This window comes from Marinibium conchae, assembly GCF_015595035.1.
GTDB lineage: Bacteria > Pseudomonadota > Gammaproteobacteria > Enterobacterales > Alteromonadaceae > Glaciecola.
Map to the genome: position 1 here is coordinate 356,047 of NZ_JADNRN010000001.1, position 19,868 is coordinate 375,914.

Here is a 19,868-nt window from a genome sequence, read left to right on the forward strand (position 1 = left end):
TTTAAGTGTTAACAAACTTGGTTTTTACAAAAATTGCGAGTAAATTTAAAACACTTTAAAAACGCTTCAGAAATTTATCGAGATACAGTTCCTTCTTGAATATTGACTTATATGTAAACTAAAGAGAGCAGCTAACTGTTATGAGCGACATGCAACAACTAGAGTTTTTTGCTATTCCTAGCCCCTGCATCGGTGTATGTGAATCAGGGCCTAGAGGCTATTGCAAAGGTTGCTTTAGGAGTCGAGAAGAGCGTTTGCATTGGTTAAAAATAGATGATCAAACAAAGCGTATTATCGTTAAAGCCTGTAATCGTAGGAAGCAATCTTGGTCGAGAAAACAAGGCATTAGCCAAAGTGACTTTCATGGTGGTGAACAACAAGACCTCTTTTAAGGTATAGCTTCTTCTCAATAGGTATTATCAATACAACCTTACTACAATCTCAATCTTGTATACTCCGTTCATTATTTTTCACCATGAAGCACGCTGTGAGTGCAAACGAACTCGGAATCCACGAATCATGTCAATAAAGCCCCTCGTTAAATTTGCCTCTAAGTCGTTTACTCTGCCTGATACTTGTGTGAATTTACGCGCCGCTCTTGATGATCCGAAGAAAGACTTAACTGACATTGCACAACTCATTGCGGTTGACCCTTCGCTTAGCGCTAAAATATTGAAGCTTGCCAACAGCGCGCTATTTAGATTTCCTAGCCAAATTGAAACTGTGTCAAAAGCCCTCAATGTGATTGGAGGGGAAGCTGCCTATAATATATCTATTGCAGAAACCGCTAATATCGCGTTCAAAACTTTCAATACATCGGTGATGAATTTTTCTGAATATTGGAATAATGCGGTAATGTGTGGCGTTATTGCTAAAAGTATCGCTCAGCAAAAACAGTCCCGAGGTAGCGAGCGCTTTTTTGTATTAGGTATACTTCAAGGCTTGAGTGAATTGATCGTTGCGAGTAAACATGCTGACAAATACAAGTCATTCCAGAATGATTTGGAAGCAAAGGCACCGCTTGTTAAACAGAAGGATTATTTTGGTTTTACTTTTCCGCAGTGCAGTGGTCAAATTATCCAAGAATGGAAACTTCCCCAGAGCTTGGTGTTACCCCTGCAGAAACTCGCCCATCCGCCGTCAGAAAAACTTCAACTTGAAGAAAGTATTTTGTATGTTGCGATCGCAATGGCGATATGCGAGCAAAAAGACTATGAATTAGATGACCTTCCAGGTTTTAACAAACAAGCATTAGACACTGTTAGCTTGAGTGATGATGATTATGATATGATCCTAAATTATTCGCGTCTTGAGACTTCAAAGATTGCGAATTTGATTAATTCATAAACACCAAAATTATAAAAAGAGTGAGCGCTCTAATTACAGCGCGATAACCAGTGCTAATGTCGATAAAACTTTTACTTGCCCAGCTCGGCCTCGTGCTCATGTTTGTCACTTCTTCTGTTCAGGCTTTTGGTTCAAATGACCTCATAAAAAAGCTCTATTTAAAAGAAAGGACGTTTAAAAATACAGAAGAGGGTATCAGTCTTAGCGGTGAATTTGGTGTCCTCACTACCCAAGGTAATACCAATACCACCACTTTCAAAGCTGGGTTAAGCTCAGAGCATGAAACCACAAATTGGAGCAATCGCTATTTCTCTGAAGTGATTTACAAGCAAAACGAGGTCGATAATGACACGATTGTGACCGCCCAGCGCTTCTCGGTAAATACCCAACTCGATTATAAGCTAGCAACGAAGAACAAGCGGCTCTTTGTTTATGCTGAATATGAAGACGACCGATTCAGCGGTTTTCGTTATCAAAGTGCTGTTGCGACTGGTTTTAGTGCTCATGCATGGAAGGAAGCAAGCAGTCAACTACGCTACAGTATTGGCCCGGGCTACAGCTACTCGGAAAGAGAGGTGATCGACGACAACAATCATCAATCCTATGACGTTTTTAAAGAAGCCATAGTAAGAGCATCGCTCGACTATAGAATCAGCCTAAGTAAAACCGCTCGCTTTAGGCAATTTTTGTCTACTGAATCTGGACAAGAGAGCAATCGTTCACGTTCTGAAACATCACTTACCGCAAATATTATCGACAGTCTCGCGATGAAGCTGTCAATTGTGTTGCTATATAACGACAATGTGCTGCAAACTAATGAAGACCTTAGCACAGAGACCTCTATTTCCCTTGTTTACCAGTTCTTTTAGCTTGATTCTTAAACAAATCTGACTATCATTAGCAGCGTAGCAAATGGGGGCTAAGCGTTTCGCTGAATCTGGCTCTCCTCATTGATAAGATAAAAGGAACTAACATGAAACTCTCTACAGTATCGGCCGTTGTGGCATTGGGTCTGTTTGCAAGTGCGAGTCAGGCAGCCGACGAAGAAAAAACATTTACGATGGACGGAGAGTTAGGCTTCATCTTCACATCTGGTAATACAGAAACAACCTCTGTAAATGGCGCATTAAATGCCAAGCAAGAATTAGAGAAGTGGAGTAACGAATATGTTCTTACTGCACTCTATAAGAAAGACGAAATCGGCGGTGTTGAGAGAACATCGGCTGATAAGAAATTTGCTTCCGCACAGGGTAACTACAGGCTAGAAAACCCCGCTTACCGCCTATTCGTGTTCGGTTCGTATGAAGATAACCGCCTAAGCAGTTACGATTTCCAAGCGACGATTGCGGCTGGTTGGAACCACAAAGTATGGGCCGACGACACAAGCAGCTTTGAATATAGCATCGGTCCTGGTTATTCACTTAATGACCGTATTGATGTAGATGATGCTGGTAACCGAATCATCATAGAAGAAAACAGTGTTGTTGTTCGTGGGGCTTTGTCTTACGCTTATAATATTTCTGAAACGGCTAAGTTCACACAAAGCTTTTCAACAGAAGTGGGGTCTGACAACACTAAATCTCGAGCGGAAAGTGCAATTAGCGCGAAATTAGCCGGTGCATTATCTCTAAAGGTCGCTATCAGGTTTGATCATAACTCTGATGTAAGTGAAGGTACCGAGAACTTAGATACAGAAACAGCAGTTAACTTGGTTTATACCTTTTTCTAAGCCTTGGCTGGTAGCAATGATGAAATATTATTGATTAATGCTTTCATCATCACCTGAACAAAATGAAGCTGATACGCCCCTACTTAATGTAGTAGAGAGGCTTATCAGCTTTTTTGTCTAAGCGAGTGTCTGATTTTGCCGTTTTGCTTACCCCAAGAGTCACTCATCTTGCTGCGCACTTCCCATAACTCAGGGAAAAACTGCTGACGAGCACCATTTTGTAGTATTTCTACTGGGCGACCTTTAAGTGAGTTGGCGTCGATGCCAATAGAGCGACGGATCAAAAACATATGGTTCCAACGAAATTTCTGCATTAACTCATCAAACTCAATAAGCGACTCTGCAATGGCATAGGCATCGCAATGTGAAAAGTGCGTGTCGTAAATACTTTCTACGCTTTGTTTTCTTGCACGTAGATAGTGCTCCTGAAATACCTGCCAAATATCGTTAGGCATTTTCAATAGCGTGATAAATCCAGGCGATTCTTGTCCGCTACCGTTGCCTAATTGCAAACGAATTTCTTGATACTCTTTTGGCGACATCGTTTCTAGTAAATCAAGTTGTTGAATCATCAAGCGCTGTATCATGTGTACACGTTTCATTTGTGAAAGCACCGCGATCGACTTAGCTTGCTCCATTTTGTCGATGACATCAATCAGAGTGAAGATTATCTGCTTCATCCAAAGCTCTTCAACTTGGTGTACGAGTTGGAACTGTAATTCGTCATGGGTGGCAAGTTGGTCTAGTGCTTTTTGACAAGAGAGTAATTTATCGCATTGCAGATATATGCCGTAGTCGAGCATTTGGGGGTTATTTAATTCGTGAATATATTTTTCTGATATTGCCGACATATTAACACTCGATAAAGTAGATATGCTGAAAATAGTAGCCAATAAAGCCAAAAACATTGTTCCTATTGGTCTGTTATTTCTGCTAAATTAGACGTCTTTGTTTCGGTTTTAGGGTGCTTATATGGATTTTGTTCTTGATGATATGGATTTGGCAATTATTCGTTATCTAAGCGAAGATGCGCGTCAGTCTTTTGCGACCTTAGGTGAGAAAGTCGGTTTGAGTAAAACTCCTTGTTGGAATCGCGTAAAGCGGCTGCAAAATGAAGGCATCATAGAGGGCTTTGGGCTACGACTTAATCACACGAAATTAGGCTTTGAAATACGCGCTTTGCTGCAAGTCGTTGTCGACTTTTCCTTATACCAAGAGTTTGAAATCGCGGTCAATGAACACCCTAGTATACGTTGGTGCAGAGCTATAACGGGTGAATTTGATTATATTATGGAAGTGATGTCGCAAAATATTGCAGAGTTTGACGAGTTGCTCCGTGCAGATCTAAGTGCTCTTCCAGGGGTGTATCGCTTTACCACGTCAATATCGACGAGGGAAATAAAAAGCGCATCCTAAACTCTGACGAGCCAAACTCTGACGAGAGTGTAGGATGCGCTTTTCAGCTTCGTTTCTATGTTTTGCCTTACCTGGCTCAACTGTCTTTTGAGCTGATGCTGCCTAAGTTCCTGTGTCGAGGCTAGTGAAGCAAACGCGTTTTTATCGTGCCTTCTATTGCTTCGAGTTGTGCAAAAGCGTCGTCGGCTCGGTCTGCTTCGACATCAACGACAACGTAACCAATTTCCTCGGTAGTTTGTAGGTACTGTGCCGCAATATTGATATTTTGGTCAGCAAATGCTTGGTTTATCTGGGTTAATATGCCCGGGCGGTTGCTATGAATATGCAATAAACGCGATCGGTTAGTATGCGATGGTAGAGATACTTCCGGGAAGTTTACGGCCGATAAGGTTGAACCATTGTCACTGTACTTGGCTAGCTTACCTGCTACTTCAATACCGATATTTTCTTGGGCTTCTTGTGTGCTGCCACCAACGTGAGGGGTTAGAATCACGTTATCAAACTCTCGTAAGGGTGACTCAAACTCTTCGCTATTCGATTTAGGCTCAATTGGGAAAACGTCTATTGCGGCGCCATTGAGTTTATTTGCTTTGAGGCTTTCAACGAGTGCATCGATATCAATAACGGTGCCACGCGCAGCGTTAATTAAGATTGCACCATCCTTCATTTGATCAAGCTCAGCCTTGCCGATCATGTTCTGAGTGTGCGCTGTTTCTGGTACATGCAACGAGATAACGTCAGAACTACTCAATAACTGTTTAAGCGATTTGACTTGCATGGAATTACCTAGAACCAGTTTGTCTTCGATATCGTAAAACTGCACGCGCATACCGAGGTGTTCAGCTAATATACTCAATTGAGTACCAATGTGACCGTAACCAATAATTCCGAGGGTTTTACCTCGTGCTTCGTAAGATCCAACTGCCGATTTGTCCCATTCACCACGATGAGCCTTTGCATTTTTGGCAGGAATACCGCGCAACAGAACAATGATCTGTCCAAGCACTAGCTCTGCAACGGAGCGCGTGTTAGAAAATGGCGCATTAAATACTGGAATGCCACGTAATAGCGTAGCTTTTAAGTCAACTTGGTTTGTACCGATGCAGAAACAACCCACTGCAACAAGTTTTTTGGCTGAGGCAATAACACGCTCATTAAGTTGAGTACGCGACCGAATACCTATGAAGTGAACATCTTTGATTTTTTCAATGAGTTCGTCTTCTGGTAATGAGGTTTTTAAGCATTCGATATTGGAATAGCCGTTGGCCTGAAGTGTTTCCACTGAGCTTGGGTGTAAACCTTCTAACAGAAGGATTTTGATTTTTTCTTTTGGTAGAGACACTTTTGTCATGGAACAAACCTTAAAACTGTATATTTCTTGCTTACTTACATCAAAAGTCTGGTAAATGAGTAGATGCCTACTCATCAGACATCTAGACGTCCGTTTTTTTGATTCCAGAAATATACCAGAGTTCTAACAGGGTTCACAGTGTTTTGTGAGTGTAGAACGAAATTAGCACTGGCGATTATATGCAGCGCTATTCTTGTATATTAGCTTTCGCTTACACCTTCGCTCGTACCGGTTATCACGACATCGGCTCCACGCTTTGCGAAAAGACCATTGGTTACCACACCCACAATATTGTTTAGTGTATTTTCGAGTTCCACTGGGTTCAGAATTTCCAAGTTATGAATATCGAGGATTACGTTACCGTTATCGGTGATAACACCTTGCCTGTATGCTGGATCACCACCAAGCTTGACGATTTCACGAGCAACATAAGAACGTGCCATGGGGATCACTTCAATGGGTAAGGGGAACTTCCCGAGTATTGGAACATGTTTTGTATCATCGATGATGCAGATAAATTGACTGGCAACTGCCGACACTATTTTCTCTCGTGTTAATGCTGCGCCACCGCCCTTGATCATATGCTTGTGCTCAGTAATTTCATCAGCGCCATCCACGTAGATATCTAACTTATCTACTGAATTTAGATCGAATACTTCAATGCCTATTTTTTTCAGTCGAGCAGTAGAAGCATCTGAACTGGAGACGGCGCCTCGAATCATATTTTTCTTACTAGCTAGAGCGTCGATGAAAAAATTAACGGTAGAGCCGGTTCCAACGCCTACAATGGTGTCCTCTTTTACATAATTTAGGGCTGCCTCTGCCGCCGCTTTTTTCTTTTGATTCTGATCCATGAGCTATCCTTATATATTTAATATGATGAGCAGTAATATGAGCCATTTAGAGAAATACTAACACGGACTATAGTGCTTTGTTCTTATTGTTCTGTTTTGGGTCTTAAGTCTTGATCCTTAGGGTCTTTGGCTCATTCATGCTGAAGGATACAGGCTAGGCTAAGGACTAAGCAAATATATAATGCTGGCTTGGTGTTAATACCTCAGGAAGCGGGATATCCCATGTCTCTTTTGGTAGTTGATTTGCTTTTTGCTGGTCAAGCGCTAAGCCGACGACTCGAGTTTTTCCTTGCTCTTTATTGTAAAGCGCGCTAAGAGTGCGATCGTAAAACCCGCCTCCCATTCCCAGCCTATTGCCTTTGTCATCAAAAGCCACCAGAGGTGTAAATAACACATCTAATTCGCTGCATGGCAATACCTTTTGCACATTTAATGCTGGCTCACTAATACCGAAACGATTCTTGGTCATTTTTGTGGTCGAGTCGTAAACTTGAAACAACAAATGACCTTTAGCGAAGGGGTGAAGTATCGGTAAAAAAACACGGTGACCAAGTGCCCAGGTGCTTTCGATTAATACCCGAGTATCCAACTCTCCATCGAAACTCAGATAAGTGGCAACATTCAGTGTGCTTGCATGCGAGGGTTTACTAAAGTCGCTAAAAATATGAGTATGTGCTCGTTTCGCTAGATTGCTTGCGAAGCGTGAGTGGTCGCTTTTATTGATTTGTTGTCGTTGCGCTCTGAATTCAGAGCGCAGTGTTGAACGTAATTCGGAACTACTTGCTCTTGTCGACTTACAATGCATATGTGTCGATAAAGAACTGCGTTAAACGAGGGTGGTCGACCTTAGTGGCTACATTAACGGTCATTGCTTGCGTCCAGTCGGGGCTAGCAGTCGTGCCCGCAGGTGCAATAATTGTTTGCCCTTTGTTCAATGCGTCAGTTGATATTCTTGCGTTCCCCTCAGTCATTTCAAACAAGCTCGGATCGAGCAGATAGGCGAGCGGGAAGGCATCATGAAAATAACACTGTTCGCTATCTTTGCCTTGAGAATAGAACTCTGTATAGAAGCGCGATGATTTTTCTACAAAACCGCCCAAAATCGGATTTTTTTCAGCCAATATTTTGGTGAAGTCAGGTGGGAAGGGAAGGTCGTAGGTTACATCGAGACCGAACATATTAAGTTCCCAATCGGCGGCAAAAACAATTTCTGCGGCGTGGGCATCATTCCAAATGTTTGCTTCTGCAACCGGAGTAACATTACCTGGCACAAATGCCGCGCCACCCATAATATTCACTGCTTTTATTAGCTTTGGAAGCTCCGGCTCTAGGCGTAAAGCCAAGGCTAAATTACCCAAGGGGCCTACTGCAACAATGGTAATTTCTCCTGGGTGCTTGCGAGCCATTTCCACAATGAACTCCGCAGAGCTACGCGGGTCAATCTTACCTTTCGGCGCCGGGTGGTTGATATTACCAAAACCATCATCACCATGCACAAAGTGCGCATAAGTTGACTCCGGACCTACCCAAGGCATACCAACTCCTTTACAAACAGGGATGTCGATGTTCGCTAGTTCACACAGAGCCAAGGCATTTTGCGCCGCCATTGTTACGGGTACGTTACCAAAAACGCTTGTTAATCCCAACACCTCAATATCAGGTGACTGGAAAGCAAAAAATATAGCCATTGCATCGTCGATGCCCGGATCGGTATCTAATATGATCTTGTGTGTCATAAAACTCTCTAATTATTCTTTTGTAAAAAGGCTGCTACTTCATCTACGTTTGGAATTGAAGGCGCAGCGCCTGCTTTTGTTACAGCTAATGCTGACGCTGCTGACGCATATTTAAGTGCATCAGGCATGGACTCTTTGCGTTGATAAGCGGCTAAGAAAAAGCCGATAAAGGTATCACCTGCCGCTGTTGTGTCAACGGCATCGACCTTGAATGCTGGGCAGTAGTGCTGGTCTTCAGCACTTACGTACCAAGCACCCTGTTTGCCTAAAGTGACAACAAATTGTGTTGATGGGTAATTTGCTAACAAGCTTTGTTTTATCTTTTCAACATCTGATTCGCCAGTAAGTTGCTCGGCCTCTACTTCATTTACAATCAATAGACTTAGCTTATCGAGCGGCAGTGATTTCACTGAAGCTGTCATCGGAGCAGGGTTAAAAGCGATATTTAAGCCTCTAGCGTGACTGCTTTCGATAATATCAGCAATGGCGTTTGTTTCGTTCTGTAAGAGCACCCAGTCGTCAGTTTTTGCAAAGGCCAAGGCAGAGGCGATATGGTCATCGCTTAGGCAGTGATTGGCTCCGCCAAATAAAATAATTGCGTTTTCAGCATCTGGGGTTACTTGAATAATAGCGTGGCCAGAGGCTACATCGGAAAGCGCTCGTATGTGAGTACAGTTAACGCCCGCCTTTTCCATCTGTTCGATAAAAGCCGAGTCTGAACTGCCAATGGCGCCTACATGATAAATATTGTTCTCTGCTTTTGCGAGGGCGACAGATTGATTCGCTCCTTTACCGCCTAAGATTGATTGGTAAGCCGATGATGATAAGGTTTCGCCGGGCTGCACAAAGTGTGAAACTGAATAAACGTGATCGATGTTGATCGATCCAAAATTAAACACTGCCATGTTTAGTCCTTATCTTCTTAGGTTTTCATCAAATGTTGCAGTTATGGTTGCTTAAGGCGAGTGGTGCTTCCCAAAATGCCGCAGCACATTTTTCGTCCGTGTGCCGACAAGGACACGGTGGAGGTATCAACATTGCCTCAGGTTTCTCGATACGGGTCGAGCTTACACAATAGCAATAGTGTCAACTTCCTAAGTTTAAAGCATCGGCCAGGAACATGAAATGCACAAGCAAACATTCCAGGAAGCGCAGAACCCAACGATTTTCGTCAGGGGGAATTGATGGTACATGAATACGTCACTGCTTAGAAGTGTTTATCGGGACAGTTTTAAAATTTCCCTTTAGCTCACGCTTTGCTAAAATGTAGGCTACTCCATAAAAGGGCAAATTTGTGTCTACAAAATCAATAGATTATGAAACATTCAGCGCGATGCTTAGGCAAGAAAATATTGTTGTTGATGCGGCTGAAGTACAGGGCATCCTCTGTGGTATGTTGAGCGGTGGTATGGCGGCAACTGATCAGTCGTGGTCTGAGGCATTAGCCGACGTGATAAACCAAGGTGATGCATTTTCTCCCAAAGCAAAAACGGCGATTACGGCCTTGTTCAACGAAGTGTGCCAGCAATTTGTTGATGCAGATTTCGCGTTAAGGCTTTGTCTACCCGACGACGCCTCGCCTATTAATGAACGTGGCGCCGCTTTATTGGTATGGGTTCAGGGCTTTCTGCTTGGCTTTGGATTGCATCAAGCTGACCTCACGGGCTGTTCTGCTGACGTAAAAGAAGCATTAGAAGACTTCTCAGAAATCGCTCGCATGGACGAGGAAATGAATGACGATGAAGAGTCGGAGCAAGCATTGTTTGAAGTAATGGAGTATGTTCGCATTACGTCGATGCTCTGTTTTAATGAATTGGGCAAGCCTCTATTAGACGATGACACTAGCTCTACATCCGTTCATTAGCAAATAACGTATACAGAGATTCAAAAGGTGCAAAAACTCTGTTTCATGCTAATGCTCGCTGCAACATTTTTGTCATTAGTATGAAAGCTCTTAATAATCATATCAGTATTAAAGGAAAAACAGGCATGTCGACTTTGCTTACGAGTCACTTCTATGAACGGCGCAGCGCCTTCATGGCTCAGTGTGAAAAAGATAGCATTTTTATTATTGCTGCGAACACTTTGCTTACCCGAAGCAACGACACCGAATATCCTTTTCGGCAAAACAGTGATTTTTGGTATCTGACCGGCTTTGGTGAACCCGACGCTTATTTGATACTTTCAAATCGAGAACTCAATGATATCAATGATGGCAAAAAGCAACTCACTGAAAATATAGCAAATCATAGTGCCTACATCTTCGTTCAACCAAGTGATGCACTAGCTGAAATTTGGCATGGCAGACGTTTGGGCGTCGACCGAGCCAGTAAAGCTTTAATGGTCGACCAGGCTTTTAGCATTGATGACTTGGACGAACACTTACCCGATTTACTAGATGGACATAAACATCTCTATTATTGTTTCGATACGTCGCCTGCTATAGAGGCGACAATACAGTTAGCTTTGAAGGAATGCAGGCAAGCACCCAAACAAAGTAAAACCGCACCAAACTCATTGCATAACGCTCAAGAACTCTTGCATGCCATGCGCTTGATAAAGTCAGAAGAAGAGCTAGCTATCATGCAAAAAGCCGCTGATATTTCTAGTGAGGCTCATGCAAGAGCGATGAGTTTTAGTGCTGCAGGAAAGTTTGAATATCAACTAGAAGCTGAATTACATCACGAATTTGCCATGAGCGGGGCAAGATACCCAGCTTACGGCACTATTGTTGGAAGCGGGGTAAACGCTTGTATACTGCATTACACCGAGAATAAAGACGAGCTCAAAGATGGAGACTTAGTGCTCATCGATGCCGGCTGTGAGCTTCAAGGTTATGCCGCTGATATTACACGTACTTTCCCAGTAAATGGAAAATTTAGCGACGTTCAGCGTAGTCTTTATCAACTGGTTCTTGATAGTCAATATGCCGCAATAAACGCCTTGCGCCCAGATGCAACAATATCTGAGGCAATGAAAATCTGTGTACGGGTATTGGTAGAGGGCTTAGTTGAATTAGGTATCTTAAAGGGAGCAGTCGAAGCCAATATTGAAGCTGAAACTTGGCGTAGCTATTTTATGCATGGTTTAGGGCATTGGTTGGGTTTAGACGTTCACGATGTGGGTATTTACAAGGAAAACGGTCTTGATGTGCCGCTGCGTCCGGGCATGGTGATGACGGTAGAGCCCGGTTTATATTTCAGTGAAAATGCGGATGTGGACGCTCGTTACAGAGGTATTGGGATTCGAATTGAAGATAACATTGTAATTACTGACACTGGCAACAGAGTACTTACCGATAAAGTGCCCAAAGAAATTGCGGGAATTGAAAAGTTAATGTCGAGTTAAAAACTATGGCGGGCTCACAGCAAAATGCAAAAAATAAAGACGTGTTGAGCGAGGAAGCATCAGATAGCAGTCTGCAACACTTCGATATCGTTATTGCAGGTGGTGGCATTGTTGGCTGCACTGCTGCCATTGCAATTGCCAATCATAGTGATTTTAGTGTTGCTGTGGTGGAAGCTTTCGACAGCCAGGATACAGCTAAAACAAATCCGCAAAACGACCATTCGATAAAGAACGCAAAAACTACTGAAAATACGGAACATCCGAGTTTCGATGCTCGCGTGGTTGCGCTGGCACAAGAATCTTACAAGCAATTAGCAAGCTTTGGGCTTAAGATGCACAAGCTAGCTTCTTGCCCAATTAAGCAGATACATGTGTCCGACCGCGGTCACATCGGCCAAGCGAGGCTCGACTTGCCTGAAGATTCTGCCCAAAGCATGGGGCATGTGCTCGCTCTTGCTGATTTGGGCAAGTTGCTTATGGAGCAAGTTAGCGAGTCGAAGATAAAATATTTCAGCCCTTACAAAATATCAGCGGTGTCCCGTCATAGAGATTATAGTGACCTATCTTTACTGGCAAATAACGAGAGCGTAGATACTAAGCTTAGCTTACGCACTAAGTTAGTTATTATCGCAGAGGGTGGAAATGCGCCCTCTTTGTCTTTTTTCAATCTGCAGCAACAAAGGACTGATTACCATCAGGTTGCTGTTATTGCCAATGTGATGAGTCAGTTGCCTCATCAAAATCGTGCCTTCGAACGCTTTACCGAGCAAGGTCCTATTGCGCTACTACCAATGTGTTCTCCGAATTCGGCTTTGTCAAACTCAGCAGACGCCAGCAAGTTGGCGGAAAGGCATGAAAGCAGTAGGCAAATGTCGTTGGTATGGACCTGTGATGAAAATATTGCTAAGTCCATATCGAGCCTCGATGAGCACGCTTTTCTTGCTAAGCTACAACGCCTATTCGGTGACAAGCTGGGGCGTTTTCAAGCAAGCTCGCCAAGGTACTCATATCCTCTTTGTTTGGTCCGCACACTGCCTTTTAGCACCCACCGAGTGATTTGTGTCGGAAATGCAGCTCAAGCATTGCATCCTATCGCTGGGCAAGGTTTTAATTTGGGTGTGCGTGATATAGCGGGTTTACTTAGCAGTATTAAACACGTTTTTGCTGAACAACAAAGCAGAGATCCACAGCTGTCTGAAATACCAATGGATCCAGGTAGTTTTGAATTAACTCAAGATTATAAAGTACGAAGAACTAGTGATAAAAACGCAGTTGTGATGGCAACTGATAGCCTGGTGCGCTTATTTTCAAATACTTATGCTCCCACGGTCGGTGGCCGCAATATGGGTTTAATAGCATTGAACCACGCTCCAACAGTTAAAGATGACTTAGTCGCATTTGCTATGGGCAAACGCTAGAGTCAAAAATAAATGAAACAACAGAAAGGACGATAAATGGCTGTTATCAATAGCGATGTCACAATAGTTGGTGCAGGAATCGCTGGTCAAACACTTGCGTTAGCTTTAGCGCAGCAAGATTTTTCGGTTGTTGTCATTGATGCAAATAGGGTTGAGCAGCCGCTCACCGATAGTTTCTCTGCACGCGTGAGTGCCTTGAGTAAAGCTAGCGAACAAATATTTAAAAACTTGGGCGTATGGCCACATATTCGACGGGCACAGCCTTACACTGGAATGCAAGTATGGGAAGACCAAGCTTTCGGAAAAATTGCGTTTAGTGCGATTGAGTCGAATTTAGATAATTTGGGCCATATTGTTGAGAACAGTTGCATCACAAATGCATTATTCGAGGCCGGCCAGTCACAACGTTCTCTGCAAGTTTTGCAGCAGCAAAAGATCATGAGCGTCAATAAAGGCGAAGGTCAGCATTTCGTTAACTTAGATAATGGCGACATGCTAGCCAGTAAGCTAATTGTTGGTGCTGATGGTGGTGCTTCATTTGTTCGCAAAATAGCCGAGTTTGCCACCACCTTTTGGGATTACGACCACATTGCTATTGTCGCTAATGTGCGCACGGAAAATGCACACGATTTGATTGCTAGACAAGCATTTACACCAACAGGGCCTCTCGCCTTTTTGCCGATGTCAGAGGCGAACACCTGTTCCATCGTGTGGTCGCAGGATACTGACGAAGCACTGCGACTACTTGAGCTGAGTGATGCCGAGTTCTGCAAGGCCTTGCAAGTCGCCATTGACAATCAACTCGGACACTGTGAACTGCTGACTCAGCGATACTCTTACCCACTTAAAATGCAATATGCTCAACAATGGTTAAGCGACGGCATCGTGTTAGTGGGTGATGCTGCCCACACCATTCATCCTTTGGCGGGGCAGGGCGCAAACTTGGGGCTGCTCGATGTTGCTTCCTTAGTCGAGGTGCTTGTTGATGCGAGAGCAAAGGGAGCTGATATTCATAGCGCCAAGTCTTTACGTGCCTATGAACGCTGGCGTAAAACGGAAGCACTAAAAGTGGTCGCTACTATGGAAGGCTTCAAGCGTCTCTTCAGTGGTAATTTCGCGCCTGTAAAATTAGCTCGTAACTTGGGTTTGGCCGGTGCAAACAATCTACAACCGGTGAAGAAATTCTTTATCCAACAGGCCACAGGCAGTGCAGGGAAGTTACCCAAACTAGCAAAGTAAGCATGATGCCCGTCACACCAGCCGTCAACCGTCATACCAGCCGTCAACCGTCATACCAGCCGTTCTCCGTCATACCATCTGTTATCCGTCATACCAGCGAAGGCTGGTATCTAAGATTCTTGCCTGCGCAAGAATGACAAGCCCACCGTCACACCAGCCGCCATTGGTCATACCAGCCGCCATTGGTCATACCAGCCGCTATCAGTCACACCATAGGTTCTCCGTCATACCAGCGAAGGCTGGTATCTAAAGATTTTACTTACAAAGTGAGCATTTTATTTCTTAAAACGTATACTGTATTCAGGAATTAATAACAACAAAGGGCTCAGCATGGACTTTCCTAAAACCTTACTATTTACTTGTGTGGTAAATGCATTAGCGTTGTCAACATCTGGAGCAGTATATGCTCAGGATGTGCCTATTATTAAACCCGGCGCGCCAGGCGAAGCATCACAAACACTGAATAAAGATCAAGCAATTAATATTGCTAATACCAGTTTTACCAAAGCCGATGTTGCCTTCATGCAGCATATGATCCCGCATCATGCACAGGCGGTTGAAATGGGTGTGCTTGTAAGTGAGCGAACAAACAACCCAGAAATTATCGAAATAGCGGGGCGAATTGAAAAGTCTCAAGCAGATGAAATCAAGTTTATGCAAGATTGGCTGAGTCAGCGCGGTCAGCCACTGGAATCAATGCACTTTAAGCACATGGATCCTAGTGAAATGGGTATGGCGACACCAGCGCAAATGCAGGCGTTAGCAGCTGCTAAGGGCGTTGATTTTGACCGCTTGTTTTTGCAGCTTATGATCCCTCATCATGAAGGTGCGGTGGACATGGTCGACGATCTCTTAGACACCACCGGTGCGGCTTATGATCCTATCTTATTTAATTTTATTAACGACATAGTTGCTGATCAAAATGCCGAGATCGATCAAATGAATGCCATGCTAGCAGTGCTTTCTAATGATCCTCGTGCCGACCTAGCAGCCGGCTTTCGTGATGCCGAAGAGGTCAGTCTGCATTTATCCTTAGTGGCAACATTACCGAAGCCCAATGGTTTCTTTGACCCTGAAAACCCTTCAAACATCCCTCCTAAAAAGCCTAAGGGTGAGGATGATTCAAAAGAGTCAGACAACGAAGAGCTTGATGGCGCAGACGCGAAAACAAATTACAGCGAACGTTGGCCACTATTGAGTTTCTGGAATACCGACATGGCATTTTCAGACAACATTCTGATCGCTGGGAATTACCATGGTTTTAATATTTATGACATTAGCCAAGGCGATGCGCCAACGCTAATGAGTTCAATTGTATGCCCGGGTGGGCAAGGCGATGTGTCTATCGTTGACGACATTCTCATTATGTCGGTTGAGCAAACTCGCGGAAGAATTGACTGTGGTTTGCAAGGTGTAAACGAAGATATTAGCGATGAACGTTTTCGAGGCCTACGTATTTTCGACATCAGTGATTTGACTCGGCCAACTCAAGTTGGCTTGGTGCAAACGTGCCGAGGCTCTCATACTCACTCTATAGTAAGTGCTGATGATGAAAAAATAGTGGTATATAACTCCGGTACTGCTGGCGTAAGAGACCGAGAAGAACTCGATGGTTGCATCGGTGAAGTGCCAGGCGATGAGCGAACTGCTTTATTTAGAATTGATGTTGTTGAAATTCCCCTTGCTGATCCAAGCAAATCAAGAATTACCTCTAGTCCAGCGGTATTTGCCGACGATGAAGGGCGTGTTGCTGGTTTGTGGTTGGGCGGCGATCATGGTGACGGTACTCAAAGTACAAGGCGCACCGATGAATGCCACGACATCACGGTTTTTCCATCTTTAAATCTCGCTGCGGGTGCCTGTTCAGGGAATGGCATTTTGATGGATATCAGCGACCCATATCATCCTAAACGTATCGACCAAGTAAAAGACATTGGTTTTGCCTATTGGCACTCCGCTACTTTCAATAATGATGGCGACAAAGTGATATTTACCGACGAATGGGGTGGCGGAACACAGCCTCGCTGCCGTCCTTCTGACCCAATGACTTGGGGTGCTAACGCATTATATTCGATTAACAATGGCAAGTTCGAGTTTGAGAGCTATTACAAAATTCCTGCGCCACAAAGCGATGTTGAAAATTGCGTAGCCCATAACGGTTCAGTGGTTCCCGTGCCTGGCAGAGATATTTTTGCGCAAGCTTGGTATCAAGGCGGCTTGTCGTTAATGGATTTCACTGACATTGGCGAACCTCAAGAAATTGCTTATTTTGATCGTGGGCCAATTTATGAAAATCGCCTAGTGATTGGTGGTTATTGGTCGACGTATTGGTATAAAGGAAGAATTTACGGCACGGAAATTATTCGCGGTTTAGATGTGTTTGAGCTCCAAGCAAGTGAATTTTTGAGCGAGAACGAAATTGCCGCAGCCAAATTGGCTGACATGGGTAATGCCTTCAACCCACAGCAACAGTTCCCCGTGACTTGGCCTGCTGTGCCTGTTGTAGCGATGGCTTATTTGGACCAACTTAGCCGTGAGGGTGCGCTGGATGAGACAGTCATTAAATCCATGATGGAGACGCTAACTGAAGCCAACAAAGCACTTGAAAATAAGCGTGAGGATAAGTCACTTGCTCAGACACTTAAAGCGCATGCTAGCAAGCTCGCATTAAGTGCAAATGCTTCAGAGAATAATGAGAAGCGTTTAGGGGACTTAAAAACTACGCTCGCAGGCATTGCTGAATCACTTATGTAATGTACCAAGCTTAAGTGTTACTAGCTAAGCCCCTGTTATATTTCAGGGGCTTCTCGCATAAACATAGCGACCTTTCCCATTGCCACAGCATTGCCGAACAACACAATTATGACGCCCAATGCCGATACTAAGGTCCATTGATAAGCCTCAAAGAGGGTAGATATTGCTAAGGCAACAATGGGGTAAATCAGCACCACATAAGCGGCTTTGTCAGAGCCAATTTGCTGTAATAATTTCATGTAGGCGCCAAAAGCTAGCACCGAACCGAATAAAGCAAGATAAACCAAGGCATAATAGAAATTAGGCTCTTTGGGTAAGCTGAAGCTCGCTCCGCTAAAAAGTGCGAAACCGTAGGTGAAAATCAAACTGTAACTCATCGCCCAAAAGTTCATTTGAATAACAGGTGTGCCAGCGTCGAGTATCTTCTCTGATACCACATTGCCCAGCCCTGCACTCAGGAAGGATGCCGAGGCAAACAACAGACCCATCACTAAGCCTTCATTCATGTCCATATTTTTGAATTCAGGAATGAAGATCAAAAATATGCCTAGCAGGCCGAAGCTAGCGCCAACGATCACTTCAAAACGCATTGGCTTGCCGAGCATAATACGGCGAAGCACCACATTGATATAGATAATCGTTGAGCTGAGTAAAGCCAAAAGTGCACTAATAATATGATGTTGCGCGGCATATAAAAAAGTATAGTCGAGGGTGTAAAACAACAATCCAACCAAAACAAGTTGTTTATGCGTTTGCAGTGATAGCTTAAGAGGAAGCCTTCTCAATAAGCACCACAGGCCTAAAATACAAGCTGCAATAGTGAAACGGAAGGCGACAGACACGGCAGGGTCGAGCTCGCTAATTTGAAAGTTAATAGCAATCCATGTGCTGCCCCAAATTAAGCAGGTGACGGCAAATAGCATAGGGTTCGACATTAATCAGCCTTTGCCTCTTTTACCATTGTTTTAACATCTTCTAATAGCGACTTAGCGTCATAAACAATACCGTCTTTAATGGTGTAATCAACACCACCGCTGCGAATGGGTTTATTGTTATCATCAAGGCGGTAATGGCCGGTTCCGTAAAGTACTTTGAAGTTTCGCAGTGGGTTTTCTTTTATGATCACCATGTCAGCAAGCTTGCCGACACTAATAGAGCCTATATCATCCTCCATCCCCAGTGCTTGCGCACCGTTTAAGGTTGCCGCTTGAATAACCTCATAGGGGTTAAACCCAGCTTCGCGCAGCAGTTCTAATTCGCTGATATAACCAAAGCCATAAATTTTATAGATATAGCCAGAGTCAGAGCCAGTGGTTACTCGCCCACCGTGGTTTTTGAAATCGTTCAAAAACTGCATCCACAAACGATAGTTTTCTTTCCATTCAATTTCTTCGTCAGTTGTCCAATCAAACCAGTAAGAGCCATGTGCATAGCGACTCGGCGTGAAAAAATCCCATAGCGTGGGTAAGGTGTATTCGGCGTGCCAGTCGGCGTTGCGCTCGCGCATGAGATCTCTGCTAGCCTGATAGATAGTCATCGTCGGGTTTATGGTGAAGTCGAGCGCGATAAGCTCATCACGCACACTATTCCATTTGTCTGAGCCCATTACGGCTGCTTGCTTCCACAACTTGCCAGCTTCGGCAAAGCGGTCTTGCTCGTTATTGTAGTTGTAGGTAGCAGGGTAGTCTTGGATCCTACGATCTTCAAAAAGAGCTTCAGGTAAGCCGTACCAATGCTCCATCGTGGTAAGGCCTAAACGGGCTGAGTCGAGCACATTCATACTCATAACATTTAACTGCGCGTGATGCATCATTGTGCCTAGGTTTTGCTTTTTTGCTTCATCTAGGGCGGCTGTCATTACTTTTGGTGTTGCTCCAAAAAATTTAATGCCTTTAGCGCCATTTTTTGCGCTAGCCTTCACCCAAGCTCGCGCTTGTTTAGCAGTGAATATAGGCTCCTTTGCCCCCATGCCAAAGCCTAAATAAGGAATTATTCGGGGTGCCACAATTTCATTTTTCTGGCTGCGTTTAACGTGGTCTAACACCCAGTCGAGACCATTGAAGCTGCCAGGTTCGCGCACCGTAGTTATGCCATGAGCTAACCATAATTTGAATACATACTCCGCAGGGATATTATCTGCTGAACCGCCAATGTGGCCGTGCATGTCGATAAAGCCTGGCAACACGTAATAACCCTCGAGTTGCATTTCTTCATCGCCCTCACGCAGCACTGGGCGGCCTTCTACTTTTATTGGCACGTCTGGGTGACCGACACTCACAATGTTGGTAATACGATCACCTTCAATAACGATATCAAGCGGGCCTCGTGGCGGAGCACCTTCCCCATTAACAAGCGTAATGCCTCGCAGAATAAGACGCTTATAAGGGCCTTTTCCTTCATCTGCTGCTTTATTGGGGGCCGCCTTATCTGCATAGCTGTAGGGGGCAATACTCAATATAACTAAGATAACGGCTAAGACCATTACTTTATGCAAATAAGAGAAGTAAGCACTTGTGAGTGTAAACCGAGAGTTTGGCAATGTTGTTAACATGGTGAGGTCCGCCATTAGTGTCGTGATCGTTCTTATAAGAATTTTCTTAGAATGAAGTGGCAAAACCGCATACTTCATCAATTTTTCAATAGCTTAGCATTGCTTTGTTGTGATTGCTTTACGTT

The 19,868-nt window shown here is 44.0% G+C and carries 18 protein-coding genes and 1 other RNA gene; 10 read left to right on the forward strand and 9 right to left on the reverse strand.

Annotated features, from left to right (window positions below):
* Positions 1-149 precede the first annotated feature (149 nt).
* The 4 genes from ISG33_RS01470 (at position 150) to ISG33_RS01485 (ending at position 3,076) form a co-directional block, all read left to right on the forward strand.
* A complete protein-coding gene (locus ISG33_RS01470; protein WP_370545298.1) occupies positions 150-392 on the forward strand; it encodes a DUF1289 domain-containing protein in 243 nt (80 codons plus the stop codon).
* Positions 393-519: 127 nt separating this feature from the next.
* Positions 520-1,347 (forward strand): HDOD domain-containing protein, encoded by an 828-nt coding sequence (locus ISG33_RS01475; protein WP_195731799.1) that lies wholly within the window; start codon positions 520-522, stop codon positions 1,345-1,347.
* A 56-nt stretch (positions 1,348-1,403) separates the two neighbouring features.
* Positions 1,404-2,216 carry a DUF481 domain-containing protein gene (locus ISG33_RS01480; protein WP_229333415.1) on the forward strand — a complete coding sequence of 271 codons (813 nt, stop codon included), beginning with the start codon at positions 1,404-1,406 and terminating at the stop codon, positions 2,214-2,216.
* Between the two features lie 104 nt (positions 2,217-2,320).
* Positions 2,321-3,076, forward strand: coding sequence for a DUF481 domain-containing protein (locus ISG33_RS01485; protein ID WP_195731800.1), 756 nt, complete (start codon positions 2,321-2,323; stop codon positions 3,074-3,076).
* A 104-nt stretch (positions 3,077-3,180) separates the two neighbouring features.
* Here the strand turns inward: ISG33_RS01485 and ISG33_RS01490 are convergent, their stop codons facing one another.
* Positions 3,181-3,927: a tryptophan 2,3-dioxygenase family protein gene (locus ISG33_RS01490; RefSeq protein ID WP_195732974.1), complete on the reverse strand. Its 747-nt coding sequence runs from the start codon at positions 3,925-3,927 to the stop codon at positions 3,181-3,183.
* Positions 3,928-4,048: 121 nt separating this feature from the next.
* Here ISG33_RS01490 and ISG33_RS01495 point away from each other — a divergent pair, with 121 nt between their 5' ends.
* The gene (locus tag ISG33_RS01495) at positions 4,049-4,492 is read left to right on the forward strand and encodes an Lrp/AsnC family transcriptional regulator (RefSeq protein WP_195731801.1); all 444 of its coding nucleotides are present in this window, start codon (positions 4,049-4,051) and stop codon (positions 4,490-4,492) included.
* A 121-nt stretch (positions 4,493-4,613) separates the two neighbouring features.
* On the opposite strand, the gene serA is transcribed toward ISG33_RS01495, so the two are convergent.
* The 6 genes from serA to ssrS all read right to left on the reverse strand — a co-directional run bounded on the left by serA (position 4,614) and on the right by ssrS (position 9,585).
* The gene (gene serA / locus ISG33_RS01500; RefSeq protein ID WP_195731802.1) at positions 4,614-5,843 is read right to left on the reverse strand and encodes a phosphoglycerate dehydrogenase; all 1,230 of its coding nucleotides are present in this window, start codon (positions 5,841-5,843) and stop codon (positions 4,614-4,616) included.
* A gap of 200 nt (positions 5,844-6,043) precedes the next feature.
* On the reverse strand, positions 6,044-6,697 hold the full coding sequence (rpiA, locus tag ISG33_RS01505) for a ribose-5-phosphate isomerase RpiA (RefSeq protein ID WP_195731803.1): 654 nt from the start codon (positions 6,695-6,697) through the stop codon (positions 6,044-6,046).
* 166 nt (positions 6,698-6,863) lie between these two features.
* Positions 6,864-7,502, reverse strand: coding sequence for a 5-formyltetrahydrofolate cyclo-ligase (locus ISG33_RS01510; protein WP_195731804.1), 639 nt, complete (start codon positions 7,500-7,502; stop codon positions 6,864-6,866).
* A complete protein-coding gene (locus tag ISG33_RS01515; protein ID WP_195731805.1) occupies positions 7,492-8,433 on the reverse strand; it encodes a nucleoside hydrolase in 942 nt (313 codons plus the stop codon). Before ISG33_RS01515 ends, ISG33_RS01510 begins: the two co-directional genes overlap by 11 nt.
* Positions 8,434-8,441: 8 nt before the next feature.
* Complete coding sequence (locus tag ISG33_RS01520) at positions 8,442-9,338, reverse strand: ribokinase (protein WP_195731806.1); 897 nt, start codon at positions 9,336-9,338, stop codon at positions 8,442-8,444.
* A gap of 63 nt (positions 9,339-9,401) precedes the next feature.
* Positions 9,402-9,585: non-coding RNA, 6S RNA (ssrS, locus tag ISG33_RS01525), on the reverse strand.
* Positions 9,586-9,727: 142 nt separating this feature from the next.
* Here ssrS and ISG33_RS01530 point away from each other — a divergent pair.
* The 5 genes from ISG33_RS01530 to ISG33_RS01550 all read left to right on the forward strand — a co-directional run bounded on the left by ISG33_RS01530 (position 9,728) and on the right by ISG33_RS01550 (position 17,192).
* Positions 9,728-10,297, forward strand: coding sequence for a UPF0149 family protein (locus ISG33_RS01530; RefSeq protein ID WP_195731807.1), 570 nt, complete (start codon positions 9,728-9,730; stop codon positions 10,295-10,297).
* Positions 10,298-10,422: 125 nt separating this feature from the next.
* On the forward strand, positions 10,423-11,781 hold the full coding sequence (pepP, locus tag ISG33_RS01535; protein ID WP_195731808.1) for a Xaa-Pro aminopeptidase: 1,359 nt from the start codon (positions 10,423-10,425) through the stop codon (positions 11,779-11,781).
* Positions 11,782-11,786: 5 nt separating this feature from the next.
* Complete coding sequence (locus ISG33_RS01540; protein WP_195731809.1) at positions 11,787-13,199, forward strand: FAD-dependent monooxygenase; 1,413 nt, start codon at positions 11,787-11,789, stop codon at positions 13,197-13,199.
* Between the two features lie 36 nt (positions 13,200-13,235).
* Positions 13,236-14,438, forward strand: a complete 1,203-nt coding sequence (locus tag ISG33_RS01545) for an FAD-dependent monooxygenase (protein WP_195731810.1) — start codon at positions 13,236-13,238, stop codon at positions 14,436-14,438.
* Between the two features lie 330 nt (positions 14,439-14,768).
* The gene (locus ISG33_RS01550; RefSeq protein WP_195731811.1) at positions 14,769-17,192 is read left to right on the forward strand and encodes a DUF305 domain-containing protein; all 2,424 of its coding nucleotides are present in this window, start codon (positions 14,769-14,771) and stop codon (positions 17,190-17,192) included.
* A gap of 35 nt (positions 17,193-17,227) precedes the next feature.
* Here the strand turns inward: ISG33_RS01550 and ISG33_RS01555 are convergent, their stop codons facing one another.
* Together ISG33_RS01555 and ISG33_RS01560 are read right to left on the reverse strand one after the other, a co-directional pair.
* Positions 17,228-18,127, reverse strand: coding sequence for a DMT family transporter (locus tag ISG33_RS01555; protein WP_195731812.1), 900 nt, complete (start codon positions 18,125-18,127; stop codon positions 17,228-17,230).
* Positions 18,127-19,743, reverse strand: a complete 1,617-nt coding sequence (locus ISG33_RS01560; RefSeq protein ID WP_195731813.1) for an amidohydrolase family protein — start codon at positions 19,741-19,743, stop codon at positions 18,127-18,129. Before ISG33_RS01560 ends, ISG33_RS01555 begins: the two co-directional genes overlap by 1 nt.
* Positions 19,744-19,868: the final 125 nt, after the last annotated feature.

Coding starts and splice junctions, on each gene's coding strand:
- ISG33_RS01470 (WP_370545298.1), top strand. CDS start 150: ATGCAACAACTAGAGTTTTTTGCTATTCCTAGCCCCTGCATCGGTGTA.
- ISG33_RS01475 (WP_195731799.1), top strand. CDS start 520: ATGTCAATAAAGCCCCTCGTTAAATTTGCCTCTAAGTCGTTTACTCTG.
- ISG33_RS01480 (WP_229333415.1), top strand. CDS start 1,404: ATGTCGATAAAACTTTTACTTGCCCAGCTCGGCCTCGTGCTCATGTTT.
- ISG33_RS01485 (WP_195731800.1), top strand. CDS start 2,321: ATGAAACTCTCTACAGTATCGGCCGTTGTGGCATTGGGTCTGTTTGCA.
- ISG33_RS01490 (WP_195732974.1), bottom strand. CDS start 3,927: ATGTCGGCAATATCAGAAAAATATATTCACGAATTAAATAACCCCCAA.
- ISG33_RS01495 (WP_195731801.1), top strand. CDS start 4,049: ATGGATTTTGTTCTTGATGATATGGATTTGGCAATTATTCGTTATCTA.
- serA (WP_195731802.1), bottom strand. CDS start 5,843: ATGACAAAAGTGTCTCTACCAAAAGAAAAAATCAAAATCCTTCTGTTA.
- rpiA (WP_195731803.1), bottom strand. CDS start 6,697: ATGGATCAGAATCAAAAGAAAAAAGCGGCGGCAGAGGCAGCCCTAAAT.
- ISG33_RS01510 (WP_195731804.1), bottom strand. CDS start 7,502: ATGCATTGTAAGTCGACAAGAGCAAGTAGTTCCGAATTACGTTCAACA.
- ISG33_RS01515 (WP_195731805.1), bottom strand. CDS start 8,433: ATGACACACAAGATCATATTAGATACCGATCCGGGCATCGACGATGCA.
- ISG33_RS01520 (WP_195731806.1), bottom strand. CDS start 9,338: ATGGCAGTGTTTAATTTTGGATCGATCAACATCGATCACGTTTATTCA.
- pepP (WP_195731808.1), top strand. CDS start 10,423: ATGTCGACTTTGCTTACGAGTCACTTCTATGAACGGCGCAGCGCCTTC.
- ISG33_RS01540 (WP_195731809.1), top strand. CDS start 11,787: ATGGCGGGCTCACAGCAAAATGCAAAAAATAAAGACGTGTTGAGCGAG.
- ISG33_RS01545 (WP_195731810.1), top strand. CDS start 13,236: ATGGCTGTTATCAATAGCGATGTCACAATAGTTGGTGCAGGAATCGCT.
- ISG33_RS01550 (WP_195731811.1), top strand. CDS start 14,769: ATGGACTTTCCTAAAACCTTACTATTTACTTGTGTGGTAAATGCATTA.
- ISG33_RS01555 (WP_195731812.1), bottom strand. CDS start 18,127: ATGTCGAACCCTATGCTATTTGCCGTCACCTGCTTAATTTGGGGCAGC.
- ISG33_RS01560 (WP_195731813.1), bottom strand. CDS start 19,743: ATGTTAACAACATTGCCAAACTCTCGGTTTACACTCACAAGTGCTTAC.